The organism is Psychrobacter sp. 4Bb, assembly GCF_002836735.1.
GTDB lineage: Bacteria > Pseudomonadota > Gammaproteobacteria > Pseudomonadales > Moraxellaceae > Psychrobacter.
The window spans coordinates 1-15,907 of the sequence record NZ_PJAS01000064.1; the positions used below are offsets into that span (position 1 = coordinate 1).

Here is a 15,907-nt window from a genome sequence, read left to right on the forward strand (position 1 = left end):
TTTTCTAATCGCTCAATGTTCATGAAACCAATGACAGATGAGAGCATTTTGAGAAAATGGTTTTTATAGTCAAATCCGTAGTTTCGGTCTATAACCTGCTTCTGTACATGAGTTTTAGTTGCTTGTAATCTTAGCAAACGATTTGCACACATTTGTATAATATTATCCATGGATTCTTCTATCCAACCACATAGCTCAAGTATTGCAAGTTTCGAATAATATAGCTGTTTTTTGTAGTCTGTAGTTTCCAAATACAATTTATTCAATTGTTTGAGGTTATATTCTATATGTTTGCGAACAATCATGAGCTGTATACACTATGAAAAAATTTGTATGGATGCTGATATGCGAGCTTTAACCTTTTCTTTTTTAGCAACTCCATCATTGAGATACTCGGTCGCTAGTGAAGAATGTTCTCGAAGTTTTCTGAAACGCACTTTCAAATCTTCTTCTGATAACTCTTCGAGTTCATCTATATTTTGGGATATACCTGCTAGAAGAGCTTCTAATATTGAAACACCTATTCTTTCACCTTCATCTAGAATTTTTGTATCTATTAATTTTACAGTTCTAGTGAAGTTTATCCTTTTACTATTTAAGAAGGCGTCACTAGGGTCTCTGTTGATTCTCATATATTCATTCAGAAACTTAGACAGGATGCCTTTATATGTAGATAGGTTATCGTTAAACGCAAAATGTCTTAGTATCATTTCAACATTTTTAAATCTTGAATCATCTTTATCTTTTAATCTATTTATTGATCTCCAATGAATATCTTCATTTAAGTCTTTCAAAAGAGTATTGAAGTTACCACTAAATATACAGTTTCTTATCTCTTGGTTATTTAATTTAGTACCCCCAGTATTCAGTCTATGAAATATAGTAAACAAATATTCCATATGTGACTTTTTACTATGATCACACCTTAAAACAGTTACTGGCAAAGTTAGGTTCTCTAGTCTTTGATACAGGATATGATCAATACTAGTCTCATCTTTAAAATGAGAGACTTTTTTACCAGCTAGTTTCTTATCAATATCATCAAGATCAGATAAGCGCCATGTTTTATCTTCTAAGAAACGAATAATTGCGGTCATTCGCTGCAAGCCATCTATCACTTGCCATTTTTGGGTCTTAAAATCTAAACTAAAACACATGCTTGGTATAGGTAGCTGCTTTATCAATGAGTCAATAAACCTCGTTTGAGCTGGTGGGCTCCAAACTGAATTTCTTTGAAAGTCAGGTGTTATATCCAGTATGCCTTTATCATACATTCGATATAAATCTGCACAGGAACGTAGTTCATTATAGGCAATTATATCTGATGGGGGTTGCTGATCAGATTCATCTTCATAGAATAAGTTTTCTTCTTCCTTTTCTAATTCCAGTTCTAGATTGGTTACTGAATCCATACTCATAAGTTGTCTCAATTAAGTTAAATCGTAAAGGTTTTGAATATATAGAACTTACATTGTAATAGTATTTAGCTTACGCATCTGAAAAGTCAATTTTTTCTTTAACACAGGTACTAATTTCACAACACCTCAAACCCAAACTTACCCAACGCTTCTCGCAGCATCGCAATATTATAATAAGCATGTGCATTGACGGTGTTTTGAAAGAAGATATATAACGTATCAAAATGATGTCGCTGATTAGCAATCGCTTGCGCCCAGTCCTGCATCTCCGCTTCGCTATAGCGATAATCATGGCGGTCAGCCGCACTCATCGCATCCCACCAGTTTAGGTTATTGCCATGCATCCGAAGATAGCCAGTGCGTTCAGTGAATATCAACCGTGACGGCGGTAATCCGCTGACCTTAGGGTAATCAACACTACACCAAATGAGTCCTTGCCGCCGAAAGCTATCGACCACTTGCGGGGTGTGCCAGCCGTTATGACGAAATTCAATGGCGAGTGGATAGTCTTGAAACCAACTGACGAGATTGGCCAGATAGAGACGATGCTCACGAGTACGATCAAAGCCATGTGGGAACTGAAGTAATAATGGCGCTAAAGCATTTGCTTCGATAAGTGGAGATAAAGCGTTTAGAAATGCCTGTGCGTGTTCGGCAGTGCCTTTACGTGCATGAGTAAAGTCTTGATGCAGTTTGACGGCGAACTTCAACTGACTGTCCGCCTGTACATAAGCTTTATCAACCATCCCAGCAAAGGCTTTCTGTCCGATGGGCGCATAGAATGTGCTGTTGATTTCTACTGCGCCGTATTGTTTGGCGTATTCACGTAAGAAATCGGTCTTTTTAGTGCCGGTGGAATACAGTGTACCGAGCAAATCGGTATCGCTATAGCCACCAGTGCCGAGGTAAATGCGCTGGGTAGGGGAACTGTCCATGTTGACCACTCACTGCCGTTTTGAATAATAAAATTTACTAAGATATCTACTTTCGACTGCTATTTGACAAGCTACTTTTTACGCGACCAGAGCCATTCAATCAGTGCTAGTAGTGCATCATTGTCTGTGCCAATATTATCTTCATTGTCGCTAAGCTCACGACTATGTAGTTCATGAGAAATGGCTGCACGTCCGTCATTAAATAGCGATTGCGCATAACTGGTGGCATTATCGACACCCATCAGTTTTACGTAGGTAGATTTGTCTAGTTTTTCATCGCTACCTGCAGGCTTACCAAGTGTATCAGTCGTCATCGTGACGTCTAGCACATCGTCTTGGACTTGAAAGGCGAGACCGATATGTTGCGCGCACTCTTGTAGTGCCATGCGCTGCGGAGCCGTTGCACCAGCACAGACACCGCCCATGAGCATCGCTGCTTCAATCAACGCGCCTGTCTTATCACGGTGGATGGCTTCCAAATCATCCTGCGCGACACTGACACTGGCTTCGGCATTAAGATCTAACATTTGACCCGACACCATGCGTCTGGCGCGCGGCGCAAATATTGCCATGAGCTGACTTGCAATATTTGTATCAAATGGCGCAAAGGTTGGCATCTCTGCGGTTAATACTTCAAAGGCTAGCGTCTGCAATACATCTCCTGCCAGCAGAGCCGTCGCTTCATCAAAGGCGATATGCGCAGTCGGTTGCCCACGGCGCAGCTCATCATCGTCCATACAGGGCAAGTCATCATGCACCAACGAATAAGTATGCAGCAGCTCTACCGCCAATGCGGCACGGCGCGACATATCATAGTCTGAGTCGTTTTCTAGTAGCGCGTCCAGCTCAGCATCGAGAGTATTGATATCGTCATTAGGCTCGTCTGTACGCGCATTATTGCTGCTATTAATACTGGCAAAAGCGCTGGCAACCATCAGTGGGCGTACCAGTTTACCTTGACCCGTCATTACGTAACGGCAGGCATCTACCAGTGGGCTAGGGAGCTTGGCATAAGCAAACAAGACCTCGATATCTTGCGCTAATTGGGCACGCACAGCACCATGGAATTGCTCAGTGCTTTGAAAAGAGACAAAGTTAGAAGGGATAACGCCAGTAGAGGTAGTGCTAGAAGTAAGGGAAACAGTCATAATCCAACCATTTATCAGGGATACAGTAAAACTTATTAGGGATAAGGAAAAAACGCTATTAGTGTAGCATGATAGGTCATATCGCTTATGTGACACACGGTATCAATTGATTATTTTTTGCATTTTTCTACCAAAGTCTATTCGAAAGTAGAGCAATCTTAGCTGCAATATAACGACAAGATTTCGTTACCGATGGATGATGTCACTCTCTGGTTGAATATGTTCTGATAAAAGAGCAAGCTAGGCTGGTACGTTAATTTTATTATAGTAGAAAAGTGGTATTGAATGCTGACACTGAATAGCTAGCACTGACCAAGTAGCATCGATCAATTGGCACTTATTAGATAGCGCCAACGGACTGTCGTTCCAAAGATGGCATTCGTTGAGCCAACAACACGAAATAAATCTAAATTAACAATTCAGTATACATTTATTCACTAAAACACTTTTAGCGTAAGGTAAATGCCTGCAAGTGATTTAAGAGTGACTTGCGAGTATGGTATTAGCTTGTGACAGTTAGGGGCATAATCCCCTACACTAATTGACGTGAAAATGGTCTGATGGTGGCCCTACTGGGTTTTTTCTCAGGATGTTCAATCGTCGATACCGAGTATTAGACCAAGTCTCAGTCAATATTTTGAACATCAGTACCTGCAACAGCAGTATATAAATGAAGCGTCATATGATGTCATGCAAGAGACGCAAAATACGTGCATCATGATGAACGCTGGATAATAAAGACATCTTCACTTGTGAGCTAGTTATATGTTTGTCTTTATAACATGACAAGCGCACAGTGCTATTACCCATTTTACTAACAGTAACTGGCTATTTATTTTAATTCAAAACGTAGCTTTCGTTATATAGAAAGGAGTTTCAAATGGTATACCAAGGAAATCGCATCACGGTGACAATGCTAGAGGATGGCATCGCCAACATGCAGTACAACGCCGAAAATGAGAGCGTGAACAAATTTGATGCCGAAACTAACAAACAGTTTGGTGAAGCAGTTAGTGCGTTAGAAAAAGCCGACAACGTAAAAGGTCTTATCGTTACTTCAGCCAAAGGCGTGTTTATCGCTGGTGCTGATATCACAGAATTCGTCGGTTCTTTCAAAAAATCAGAAAGCGAGATCAAAGATTGGGTCGTTCATGTTAATGACGCTTTCAATCGTTTTGAAGACCTGCCATTCCCGAAAGTTGCGGCTATCAATGGCGCGGCAATGGGCGGCGGTTGTGAAATGACTTTGGTTTGTGAATACCGTGTCATGAGTGACAAAGCGATCATCGGTTTGCCAGAAACTCAGCTAGGTATCTTCCCAGGTTTCGGCGGGACAGTTCGTAGTACGCGTATCATCGGTATCGATAACGCACTTGAGCTGATCGCGACTGGTAGCCCAAAGAAAGCATTGGCAGCATTGAAACTAGGCTTGGTTGATGCGACTGTACCTGCTGATGACTTACAAGATGCCGCAATTGATCTAGTCAAAAAATGTATCTCAGGTGAGCTTGATTGGAAAGCAAAACGTGAAGAAAAACTGGCTCCAGTTAAGCTAAACCAGCTTGAGCAAGCAATGGCGTTCAACAGTGCCAAAGGTGCTATTTTCGCTAAAGCCAATCCTAAGCAATATCCAGCGCCAGCAATCGCTATCGAAACGATTGAAAAGCACGTTAATTTATCACGTGACAAAGCAATCGAAGTAGAAGCTGCTGGTTTTGCAAAAGCCGCTAAAACCCCACAAGCAGAGAGCTTGGTTGGTCTATTCTTAAATGATCAGCTAGTCAAAAAACTGGCCAAAAAACACAGCAAGCAAGCACACGACATCAGCGAAGCTGCTGTACTAGGCGCTGGTATCATGGGTGGCGGTATTGCTTATCAAGCAGCCAGCAAAGGCTTGCCAATCATCATGAAAGATATCAAGTCTGAGCAATTAGACCTTGGTATGGGTGAAGCGAGCAAATTGCTTGGTAAAATGGTAGAACGCGGCAAGATGACCCCAGCAAAAATGGGTGAAACATTAAGCCGTATCCGTCCTACTTTGAACTATGGTGATTTTAGCGATACTGATATCGTTATCGAAGCGGTCGTAGAAAATCCAAACGTGAAGCGTGCGGTACTAAAAGAAGTAGAAGGTCTAGTAAAAGACGACTGTATCCTAGCGTCAAACACCTCGACCATCTCTATTACGTTCCTAGCAGAAGCGCTTGAACGTCCAGAAAACTTCGTCGGTATGCATTTCTTCAACCCAGTACATCGTATGCCATTGGTAGAAGTTATCCGCGGTGAGAAATCATCTGAAGAAGCCATCGCGACTACGGTTGCACTTGCTTCTAAAATGGGTAAAGTGCCAGTAGTAGTTAACGACTGCCCAGGTTTCTTGGTAAACCGTGTATTGTTCCCATACTTTGGCGCGTTTGACTTGCTACTGAAGCAAGGTGCTGATTTTGCTCATGTCGATAAAGTTATGGAAAAATTCGGCTGGCCAATGGGCCCTGCATACCTAATCGACGTGGTTGGTCTAGATACTGGTGTACATGGCGCAGCAGTGATGGCTGATGGTTTCCCTGACCGCATGAAGCCTGATTATAAAGGTGCTATCCAGCATCTATATGACAATGAGCGTCTGGGTCAGAAAAACGGTATCGGTTTCTATAAGTACGAAATGGACAAGCGCGGTAAGCCAAAGAAAGTTGCTGATGAAGCCACTTACGAGTTGCTAAAAGCCACGACTGACAGCGAAAAGCAAACGTTTGACGATCAAGCAATCATTGATCGCACTATGATTGCCTTCTGCAACGAAACCGTTCGCTGCCTAGAAGACAACATCGTAAGCACACCAAGCGAGGCCGACATGGCGATGATTATGGGCGTAGGTTTCCCTCCATTCCGTGGTGGCCCATGCCGTTATATCGACCAAATGGGTCTAGATAACTACTTGGCACTATGTGAAAAATACGCACATCTTGGCAAAGCTTATGAAGCGCCACAAAAGATTCGCGACATGGCAGCCGCAGGCGAGACTTTTTACGCAACAGCGTAATAGTCAGTCATTACTAGGATGAAGTGCAGTACGTTTGCTATTTTGCATGAAAGCAATTGAGACATGAATCGTCTTCAATAGCGAACGTACGATTATAGTTGGTTCGGTTTAATGCTAATACGTGTAAATCAAGCGCAAATGTACCTATTGTACTTTGAGCGAGATTAATGAGGTAATAGTTGTAAATTGGGCTGACTACACTGACAATAAAAATTGAAAAGGAATATGGTATGACAACTTTAAGTCCAAAAGATGTGGTCATCGTAGATGGCGTACGCTCGGCAATGGGCAAAACCAAAAACGGTATGTTCCGTCATGTACGTGCTGATAGCATGTCAGCGGAACTAGTACGTGCGCTAGTAGAACGTAATGACTTTGATACCAATGATATCGAAGACATTATCTGGGGTTGTGTCAACCAGACGCTAGAGCAAGGCTTGAACATCGGTCGTAACATCGGTTTGCTAGCTGGTATCCCAAAGACTGCTGGTGGCCAAACGGTTAACCGTCTATGTGGTTCTTCTATGCAGGCGCTACATACTGCTGCTGCACAAATCATGACCAACCAAGGTGATGTATTCATCATCGGCGGTGTTGAGCACATGGGTCACGTAGGCATGATGCACGGTGTTGATTTGAACCCTGCTGCTTCTAAGCATTATGCAAAAGCGTCAAACATGATGGGCTTGACTGCTGAAATGCTAGGTCGTATGAACAACATCACGCGCGAAGAGCAAGACGCGTTTGGTCTTGAGTCACATCGCCGTGCATGGGCTGCAACCACTGAAGGTCGTTTTGACAATGAAATCATCGGTATCGAAGGTCATGATGCTGCTGGTCGTCTGCAACTATGTACGGTTGATGAAGTGATTCGTCCAGACGCAACGATGGAGCAAATGCAAAAGCTACGTCCAGCGTTTGATCCAAAAGGCGGTACAGTAACAGCGGCAACCTCATCTGCATTATCTGACGGTGCGTCAGCGATGCTAGTAATGAGCGCACAAAAAGCCAAAGATCTAGGTCTAAAGCCACGTGCCCGTATCCGTAGTATGGCTGTGGCTGGTTGTGATGCAGCTATCATGGGCTATGGTCCTGTACCTGCTACCCAAAAAGCATTGAAGCGTGCTGGCATGAGCATTGCTGACATGCAGACCATCGAGCTAAACGAAGCATTTGCTGCTCAAGGTCTATCGGTATTAAAAGGTCTGAACCTATCTGACAAGCAAGACATCGTTAACATCAACGGTGGTGCCATTGCCCTAGGTCATCCACTAGGATGTTCAGGTGCTCGTATCACAGTGACATTGCTAAACGCAATGGAGCAGTCAGATACTGAAATTGGTCTAGCGACGATGTGTATCGGTCTTGGCCAAGGTATTGCTACTATTATTGAGCGTGTTTAATCTTATTTGTATAAACAAGATTATTTGAACACTCAATAAGTAGCTACTCGCTAACGAAAAACCTCTAGTCATAACGGCTGGAGGTTTTTTTATGAGTAAAACTGATGTTTGGTAAACTAATAAATCACGGAGTCGAAAAACACGGTATTACAGCGATTAAAAATTATCTCCATTGACGCATTCATGAAACTATGACTAAATAAGAGAAAGATGAACCATGGCACTGTTTATGATAATTCTAAAATAGTTTTTAGTTGCAACTGTCAGCCGTACAAGGAGTGTACTATGTCTACTATGATTAATGATCGCACCTATCGCATCGCTCGTGAGAATACCCAAGCAATGATTGTCGATGTGCAAGAGCGCTTAACGCCGCATATCTACGATCACGAAAACATTGTCAAAAAAACCGTTACCTTGATTAAAGGGCTGCAAGCGCTCAATATTCCAATCATGCTCAATGAACAATATAAAAAAGGCTTGGGCGATACCTTACCAGAGCTGCGCGATGTACTCGAAGGAGACAATGCCAAGAGCTTTGAAAAGGTCACCTTTAGTGCCTGTGATAACAACGATTCATGGCACCATTTAGCGCAGCAGAACCGTAGTACCGTGTTGCTTTTTGGTGCTGAAGCTCATGTTTGTATTATGCAAACGGCACTGGATTTATTGGATAATGGTATGCAGCCTGTCATTATTGGGGATGCGGTGGGTTCTCGTTTTCCTTATGATAAAAAGCAAGCAATTCGCCGTATTCGCCGTGCAGGTGGGGTGATTAGCACTGTAGAATCAATCTTATTTGAACTATGCCGTAGCAGCGAAGATCCTGCGTTTAAAACCATTATTAATTTGATCAAGTAGGTGGTTTAAGGTTTAGGTACTTAAAGACTTGGATAAATAGAGTTTCAATTTAACCATTTATCTTCTAATTTATAATAGATAGCGCTTAGTAAAATAAGCGCTATTTTTTCGATAATGGTAATAGTCTTTTAACCATTGTTAGATATCAAACTAACTATAATATCTTGAGTAATGAAACTTAGAATCGCCAGAAATTATAAGCATTAAAACCAATAACTAGAGAAAGCCAGAGAAAATCAATGTCGCAAGCCAGCTCTATATCACTCACTAACTCCGAATCTACTTCATATATCGATGATGTCACTCATTTCTTATTGGAGTTAGATGCGCTCAAACGCGTGAATCGCCGCAGCTATGTGACACAGACCACTCGCAAAGAAAACTCCGCCGAACATTCTTGGCATTTAGCGATGGCATGTTGGTCGATTGCTGAATTATTTGCACTAGATGTCAATCATGAAAAATTGCTGAAGATGGCGTTGGTTCATGATTTGGGTGAGATTGATGCGGGTGATACTTTTTTATATGCCGATACGCGTACTGATGCACACGTCGAAGAGCGTGCAGGCATTGCCAGATTACAACGTGAGCGAGGCAATGGCATTAGTGATTTAAGCGAGGTTTGGGAAGCGCAGGAAACAGGAAATAGCAAAGAAAGTCAGTTGCTCAGAGTCGTTGATCGCTTATTGCCATTTTTACTCAATTTAAATACCGATGGTAAAACGTGGATTGAGCTTGGTGTTACGCGCTCGCAAGTGGCGGGTGCGCATGCATTTATCAAAGACAGCTTTCCTCCTATCCATGATTGGCTCTCACATAATATTGAGTATGCAACTCAGAAAGGCTGGCTGATTGATGCGTAAATTTGGATAAATAGCAGGCGTAAAAAAGCCCAATCAAGTACTATGATTCACGCTTAACTGGGCTGATATTTTCAGTATTTTTATATAGGTGTGTTATTGAGCGTTTGCCATTCCTAGCAACTGACCCATTTGCACGATGCTGTCGGCTTGCATACTATCTAGCCAGTCAGCCTTTGCTGCTTTTGGTAATACTACGATAGCCGTTGAGCCTAAATAAAAGCGTCCAAGCTCTTCGCCTGCTGCAAACTGCATATCATGATCAGACTCGAATATGTCGTCAGTACGAGCAATCTTGCCAGTGGCGACAGTTTCAATACCAGCGACGATCATAGCACCAACCATCACGACAGCTGCTTTGCCATACTTGGTATCAAACATACAGACCAGACGTTCATTACGCGCAAACAAGTCTGGCACGTTAGCCGCCGTAGTATTGTTGACCGAAAACAGTGTACCAGGTACATAGCGAGTCTTGGTCAATGTGCCAGTAAATGGCATATGCACACGGTGATAATTACTAGGCGCTAAGTAGATAGTCGCAAAACTACCATCAGCGAAATAACTGCCATCTTCACTATCAGCAAGTAATTGACCGACATCATAGTGACGACCTTTTGCTTGTAGTAGTTTGTGGTCTTCAATTTGTCCTAGCTGAGAGATAATACCGTCCGCAGGACTCACGATACCGTTTGCAGTAGCGTCGATGGTACGAGCGTCTTCTTTTAACTCGCGGGTAAAAAAGTCATTAAAACTCTCATAGGCATTTAGGCTTTGGCGTTCGTACTCGTCTAAGCTGATATTATAAGCTTTGGCAAAGCTACGGATAAAGGTACGTTTGACATAAGGATGGCGACTGGCGGCCAAACGTCCAGCGACTTTACTGAGCTTTTGCTGCGGCACAAGCTGTTGTAAGGTGGTAAATACATTCATAATAAGGCTACCAAAATAAGGTGTAATATAAGAAATAATAGTTAAGTTAATGACGGTATTTTATCATGGACAGCATATTATTGTATGGCCATAATCTGTTAAGGAATTAGTAAATGAAAGCACTCATACAACGGGTGAAGCAGGCTAGTGTGATCGTCGATCAGCAGTGTATTGGTGAGATTGAGCATGGAGTATTGGCATATATTGGCTTAGGGCATGAAGACGATTTTGCCACTGTCCAGCGTATGATTGACAAAATACTGACCTATCGCATTTTTGAAAATGACGATGACCCTGCCAAATTTGGTAAGCTGGATAAAAACGTTCAGCAGGTTGCTGGTGGATTGCTTTTAGTTTCACAATTTACCTTGATGGCAAAAACAGACAAAGGGCGCCGACCAGACTTTGGTGGTGCGATGGCACCTGCTGCGGCGCAAGTATTATTTGAACAACTGGTCGACTATGCCAAAACTAAGCACCCGAACGTGGCAACTGGTCAGTTTGGTGCTGATATGCAAGTGTCGAGCGTCAATGATGGGCCGCTCAATTTTTTACTAGAGATCTGATTTTAGAGTGTCATCAAGCTGTCATAATTAATCCGTTTAATAGGTAGAGACTGGTGAGTATATATCGCCTTTTTACATGCTAGATTTTGTCCTCTAACACCGAGAATGTCCTATGTATAATGAGCAAATTTTGATTGTTGAAGATGAGCCTGCGATTCGTGAAATGGTTGTCATGACGCTAGAGATGGCTGGGTTTGATAGCTTGCAAGCAGCTGACGTGTCAGAAGCGCATCAGCAAGTGGTCGATCATAGACCGTCACTGATACTGTTAGATTGGATGTTGCCGGGTGACAAGAGCGGTGTGGATTTTTGTCGCATGCTCAAAAACGATGAGCTACTCTCTGAAATACCAGTCATTATGCTAACGGCAAAAAGTGAAGAAGACAGTAAGGTGCATGGTCTAGATGCAGGCGCAGATGATTATATGACCAAGCCTTTTTCGACTCGTGAGCTGATTTCTAGAATCAAAGCCGTACTACGCCGCAGTAGTGCTATGAGTAGCGATAAACCTATCGAAATTGGACAGTTAAGTTTAGATACCAAGAGTCAGCGCGTGACAGCTGCAGGTAAAATCGTTGATGTTGGGCCTACAGAGTATCGCCTATTGGCATTTTTTATGAGTCATCCTGAGCGCGCCTATACACGAACGCAGCTGCTCGATCAGGTATGGGGCGGCAATGTATACATCGAAGACCGAACCATCGATGTGCATATTAAACGTCTACGTAAATTACTGCGACCTTATGACTGTGATACATTGATACAGACGGTACGTGGAACAGGCTATCGATTTTCTAGCCTGATTGAGCCAAGTTAATCTTGTACAAATAATGCCGCAGCAATATTGAGGCAGCGGATAGTGGTAAGGATAAAAAATGGACAAGATAGCGCCAGCACAAAGTGAGCAATCAGCTCTATTAGAGCAAATATCTACTCAAAGCACAGCGGAGCAACTCAAAAAAATCGGCAGTGCACTACGAGCCTTGCGCGATGCAGTGATTTTGCTCAACAACAATGATGGTCTAGAATGGTGGAATCAGGCAGCACAAGACTTATTGCTGCTACAGCCAGAAGATAAAGGTCAAAATATTTTTGACTTTATCACTGTACCTGAGTTCCGCCAGTATTATGAAGGTACAACGATACCTAACGATGGCGTCCATATAGAATCATGGCGAGATCCTAGTCGCTACTTAAAGTGTGAACTGACCCCTTTCGGTGATGAAAAACTGCTGTTTGTATATGATGTGACCCGCTTGCGGCACTTAGAGCAAATGCGTCAGGATTTTGTCGCAAATGTCTCGCATGAGCTTAGAACACCATTGACGGTAATGATGGGCTACCTAGAAAATTTCTCCGATCAGCCAGATATGCCGCCGCAATGGCGTCGTGGTTTTGAGCTGATGACTCAGCAAACAGCCCGTATGAACAGAATTGTGAACGACTTACTGCTACTGTCTAAGATTGAAATCGAAGAATCGCACGAGCTGCATTACATAGATATGACTAAGCTACTGACCAATATCTATGACGATGCACAGGCCTACAACCAAGCGTACAAACATATCATTCATTTGCATATAGATACGTATGATGGGCTGTACGGGTCAGAGATGTACTTGAATAGTGCGCTATCCAATCTAGTAATCAATGCGATCAAATATACGCCAAAGGGTGGCAATATCACTATCAGCTGGACAAGGACGTCTGATGGCTGTCGTTTCGCGGTTGAAGATGATGGGATCGGTATTGCGTCAGAGCATATCGCCCGTTTAACAGAGCGTTTCTATCGTATCGACAAAGGTCGTAGCCGTGCAACAGGTGGTACAGGGTTGGGACTCGCGATTGTAAAGCACGTATTACACCAGCACGAAGCGCAATTGCAAATCGATTCAGTAGAAGGGGAAGGATCGACATTTAGTGTGGTATTTCCCTCAAATTACGTCAGATCCGTCACAGCCAATTAATATGATTTAGGGTCTGTATTAACGACAGTTTTTCGGCTTCATTTTTTTAGCTGATATCAATTCAGTGCTACTTCAAATTAGGTTAACGACATACTTTTCTGTATCCGTTAATTCTTTTGCAACAGCGGATAAGGGTTGACCGCACTGCCATTAATATAGATACCATAATGTACATGTGTTGGTGTCCCTTTTGCATTACCGCTATCACCCACATAACCTATCACATCGCCCTGATTGACCCAGTCATTGGGTGAGATGTCAGCATAGTCTTCTAGATGAGCGTAGTAATGTCCTGCGCCACCAGGCCCTACCACCACAACCACGCGTCCACCCAACGTGTTCTCACCAACCTTGCTTACCACACCTTGCGTGGTCGACTGCACGGGAGTGTTGCGCGGTGCAAAGATATCGATGCCTTCGTGGGATCGGCCTTGACTACGTGCAGCGCCCCAAGTGTCTGTCAGGTTTCGTTCTGGTAGTGGACTGGGTAAGCTGTTTTCGGTCGGCAGCTCTTGTTGCAATAGACTCAGTTGCTGCCATTTGGCAACCACAAATGACTGCGTTTGTTGACTGATACTGGGTAGTAGCTTATCAAAAACAAATAACAGTGCTAGCAATACAGTAGCCTTAATCAATAGGCTTATTAAACGACTGAAAAGAGAAGGTCTGGGAGGCTGGTTGTTTCCATCTGCTAGCATTGATGTCTCATATATATTTTATGTCATTTGAGATTTTATTATAAAAGCTTCGTCTGATAACGTATGTATCGCATTGTTATCTATCGTTTTTACCCCCATAGTTATTCTTATGGTTAAGGATATAGACAGCAAATACAGTTTTATCTACTTAACATTTCTGCTGAGCATAGACAGTTGCTACTGATGGTTAATATTTTATGAATGATGCTTTTAATCCTGCTGATATTTCTGCCACGCGCGAAACAGCGCTGGTTATCGATACCGAAACAGATCAGGGTAGTGATCCTAGACCTATCCAAGTTGCTACTATCAATGTAGCAACTGGCTTTGAATGGATGAAATACTTTAACAGTGGTCGATCTATTTCACCCATTGTCATAGAGGTGCATGGTATTACCGATGATGATGTGGCTGGACTTGAGCGCTTTGAGCTAGAGCAGTTTGAATTACCAGAGTACTTGATTGGTCATAACGTACGTTTTGATTGGCGAGTGATTGGCAGTCCTTCTGCTAAGCTGATTTGTACGGTGAGACTTGCGCGGGCAGCCTTTCCAGAATGGCGCGCTTACGGTCAGTCTAAGTGTATCGAGCAGTTATTGGGCAAAGGTGAAGCGAGTGCAATGACAATTGCCGCTCATGATGCGCTTGGCGATGCTCGAATGTGCTATCTACTGTATCAAGCGTGCTGCGAGCGTCTAGAGATTGCGCCGACAGATTTTGCAGCAGCACATGCTATTTCTAATAAAGCGACCCCTGTGAGCAAGATGCCGTTTGGTAAGCATAAAGGCAAGCCGATCAAAGACGTGCCCATCAGCTATGTTAAATGGATGATAGGCAATATTCATAATATGCAGCCATCGCTGTATTCGGCATTGACTAAGCGCTTAAAACTGGATGAAGCCGAAAACGCAAAAAAGTAATCTAAGTTGTTACGTAGCTAATATATAAGAGGCTACGTAACGATAAAATTATGGTTGGTCGTGCAACCATGTCACCGCCATCTGCCATAGCTGCGGCGCTTTGATATTGGTCTTACTGCTAAAATAGCGCATATGACCGATATGATTTAGTCCAAAATCTTCAGGGTCTAAGAATCGCTTTTCGACGGGCATTTTTGTAAACACCCTTATCATATCGTCCATGTTTTCACTGTTGGCGATATCGTCATCGCTAAAGCCAAGCCACAGTGCTGGCATGCTAAGCTCATCGTAGAAATGCGTATGTATGCTTTTGCCAAATGCGGTTTTGATATAGCCTGCGCCATTGCACCATTCACGCCATTGACGAGCCACACCGCGTGGCAGTGGCTCACCCATACCTATTTTATCTGACGGCGTATAGCCCAGTGTTAAATTAGTGAATGGAATAAACGCATCCATAAAGCCCATGGCTTTGAGCTTATATGGCATGCCCATATTTTTGATACGCCCTGACGAGCAAGCGACATTGAACACTGAGCCAATCGCCTGATAGTTAGGCATCAAGCCAATGAGCTGACCACCTGCGCTATGACCGATAAGATGATAAGTCGCATCAGGAAACTCATCTTGTAAGGCATCAAGTACAGCTGGCATGTCATGGCGACCCCAACTGATCAAGGAAGCGCTACATTTTGCCAGATCGGTCGATAGGGACTCACCGATTCCTTCGTTATCAAAGGTCAGCACACCAAAGCCGCTTTCTGCTAGGTAGGTCGCAAAATTATGATAAAAGTGGCGCTTAATACCTGTGGCGGGTGCCATCATGATTGCTTTTTTTGTCGCATCTTTAGGGCGATAGACAGTGGCTGCCAATGCTTGGTTGCGATTGGTCATGATGCTTAATGAGTAAGTATCAATATTGCTCGCGTCATGCACATTACTTTTACTAGTGAGATTGCTATTAAGCACAGAGCTTGATAGCTCGGCAGTAGGAGAGGTGTTGTGATTATCCATGGGTTATACCTTAGTATTTTTATTAGTAGATAATGAATATCGAGCTATGATGAACAATAAATGCGCATCTTGAAAGTGTAGTCGTTGCGTAGTGATAAATCGTTGTGACTATGTGGTAGCATTGCTTATGTTAAGATAAATGCT

At 43.0% G+C, this 15,907-nt stretch carries 14 protein-coding genes and 1 pseudogene; 8 read left to right on the top strand and 7 right to left on the bottom strand.

What is annotated here, in order from left to right; translation table 11 throughout:
- The 4 genes and pseudogenes from CXF60_RS14550 to CXF60_RS08450 all read right to left on the bottom strand — a co-directional run.
- Positions 1–305, bottom strand: a pseudogene (locus CXF60_RS14550) (hypothetical protein); the annotation flags it as partial.
- A 12-nt stretch (positions 306–317) separates the two neighbouring features.
- Positions 318–1,418: a DUF262 domain-containing protein gene (locus tag CXF60_RS08440; RefSeq protein WP_219621829.1), complete on the bottom strand. Its 1,101-nt coding sequence runs from the start codon at positions 1,416–1,418 to the stop codon at positions 318–320.
- Positions 1,419–1,534: 116 nt separating this feature from the next.
- Positions 1,535–2,353, bottom strand: a complete 819-nt coding sequence (locus CXF60_RS08445) for a DUF72 domain-containing protein (RefSeq protein WP_102091586.1) — start codon at positions 2,351–2,353, stop codon at positions 1,535–1,537.
- 71 nt (positions 2,354–2,424) lie between these two features.
- Positions 2,425–3,501: a polyprenyl synthetase family protein gene (locus tag CXF60_RS08450; RefSeq protein WP_102091587.1), complete on the bottom strand. Its 1,077-nt coding sequence runs from the start codon at positions 3,499–3,501 to the stop codon at positions 2,425–2,427.
- Between the two features lie 880 nt (positions 3,502–4,381).
- Between CXF60_RS08450 and fadB the strand changes: the two genes are divergently transcribed.
- From fadB to CXF60_RS08470, 4 genes are all read left to right on the top strand, one after another.
- Positions 4,382–6,541 carry a fatty acid oxidation complex subunit alpha FadB gene (gene fadB, locus CXF60_RS08455; protein ID WP_102091588.1) on the top strand — a complete coding sequence of 720 codons (2,160 nt, stop codon included), beginning with the start codon at positions 4,382–4,384 and terminating at the stop codon, positions 6,539–6,541.
- A 230-nt stretch (positions 6,542–6,771) separates the two neighbouring features.
- The gene (fadA, locus tag CXF60_RS08460; protein WP_102091589.1) at positions 6,772–7,944 is read left to right on the top strand and encodes an acetyl-CoA C-acyltransferase FadA; all 1,173 of its coding nucleotides are present in this window, start codon (positions 6,772–6,774) and stop codon (positions 7,942–7,944) included.
- Positions 7,945–8,229: 285 nt separating this feature from the next.
- Complete coding sequence (locus CXF60_RS08465; protein ID WP_101205330.1) at positions 8,230–8,805, top strand: isochorismatase family protein; 576 nt, start codon at positions 8,230–8,232, stop codon at positions 8,803–8,805.
- A gap of 239 nt (positions 8,806–9,044) precedes the next feature.
- Positions 9,045–9,668: an HD domain-containing protein gene (locus tag CXF60_RS08470; RefSeq protein WP_102091590.1), complete on the top strand. Its 624-nt coding sequence runs from the start codon at positions 9,045–9,047 to the stop codon at positions 9,666–9,668.
- Positions 9,669–9,761: 93 nt separating this feature from the next.
- Here the strand turns inward: CXF60_RS08470 and asd are convergent, their stop codons facing one another.
- Entirely contained in the window at positions 9,762–10,598 is an 837-nt protein-coding gene (asd, locus tag CXF60_RS08475) for an archaetidylserine decarboxylase (protein ID WP_102091591.1), read from the bottom strand.
- Positions 10,599–10,711: 113 nt separating this feature from the next.
- Here asd and dtd point away from each other — a divergent pair, with 113 nt between their 5' ends.
- The 3 genes from dtd to phoR all read left to right on the top strand — a co-directional run bounded on the left by dtd (position 10,712) and on the right by phoR (position 13,131).
- A complete protein-coding gene (gene dtd, locus CXF60_RS08480) occupies positions 10,712–11,164 on the top strand; it encodes a D-aminoacyl-tRNA deacylase (RefSeq protein ID WP_102091592.1) in 453 nt (150 codons plus the stop codon).
- A 112-nt stretch (positions 11,165–11,276) separates the two neighbouring features.
- On the top strand, positions 11,277–11,981 hold the full coding sequence (gene phoB, locus CXF60_RS08485; protein ID WP_057761786.1) for a phosphate regulon transcriptional regulator PhoB: 705 nt from the start codon (positions 11,277–11,279) through the stop codon (positions 11,979–11,981).
- Between the two features lie 58 nt (positions 11,982–12,039).
- Complete coding sequence (gene phoR / locus CXF60_RS08490; protein ID WP_057761783.1) at positions 12,040–13,131, top strand: phosphate regulon sensor histidine kinase PhoR; 1,092 nt, start codon at positions 12,040–12,042, stop codon at positions 13,129–13,131.
- 107 nt (positions 13,132–13,238) lie between these two features.
- On the opposite strand, the gene CXF60_RS08495 is transcribed toward phoR, so the two are convergent.
- Entirely contained in the window at positions 13,239–13,829 is a 591-nt protein-coding gene (locus tag CXF60_RS08495) for a M23 family metallopeptidase (RefSeq protein ID WP_102091593.1), read from the bottom strand.
- 197 nt (positions 13,830–14,026) lie between these two features.
- On the opposite strand from CXF60_RS08495, the gene CXF60_RS08500 reads away from it, so the two are divergent.
- Positions 14,027–14,749, top strand: a complete 723-nt coding sequence (locus CXF60_RS08500) for a putative quorum-sensing-regulated virulence factor (protein ID WP_102091594.1) — start codon at positions 14,027–14,029, stop codon at positions 14,747–14,749.
- Positions 14,750–14,797: 48 nt separating this feature from the next.
- Here CXF60_RS08500 and CXF60_RS08505 read toward each other — a convergent pair whose 3' ends face one another.
- The gene (locus CXF60_RS08505; RefSeq protein ID WP_323807176.1) at positions 14,798–15,643 is read right to left on the bottom strand and encodes an alpha/beta hydrolase family protein; all 846 of its coding nucleotides are present in this window, start codon (positions 15,641–15,643) and stop codon (positions 14,798–14,800) included.
- Positions 15,644–15,907 lie beyond the last annotated feature (264 nt).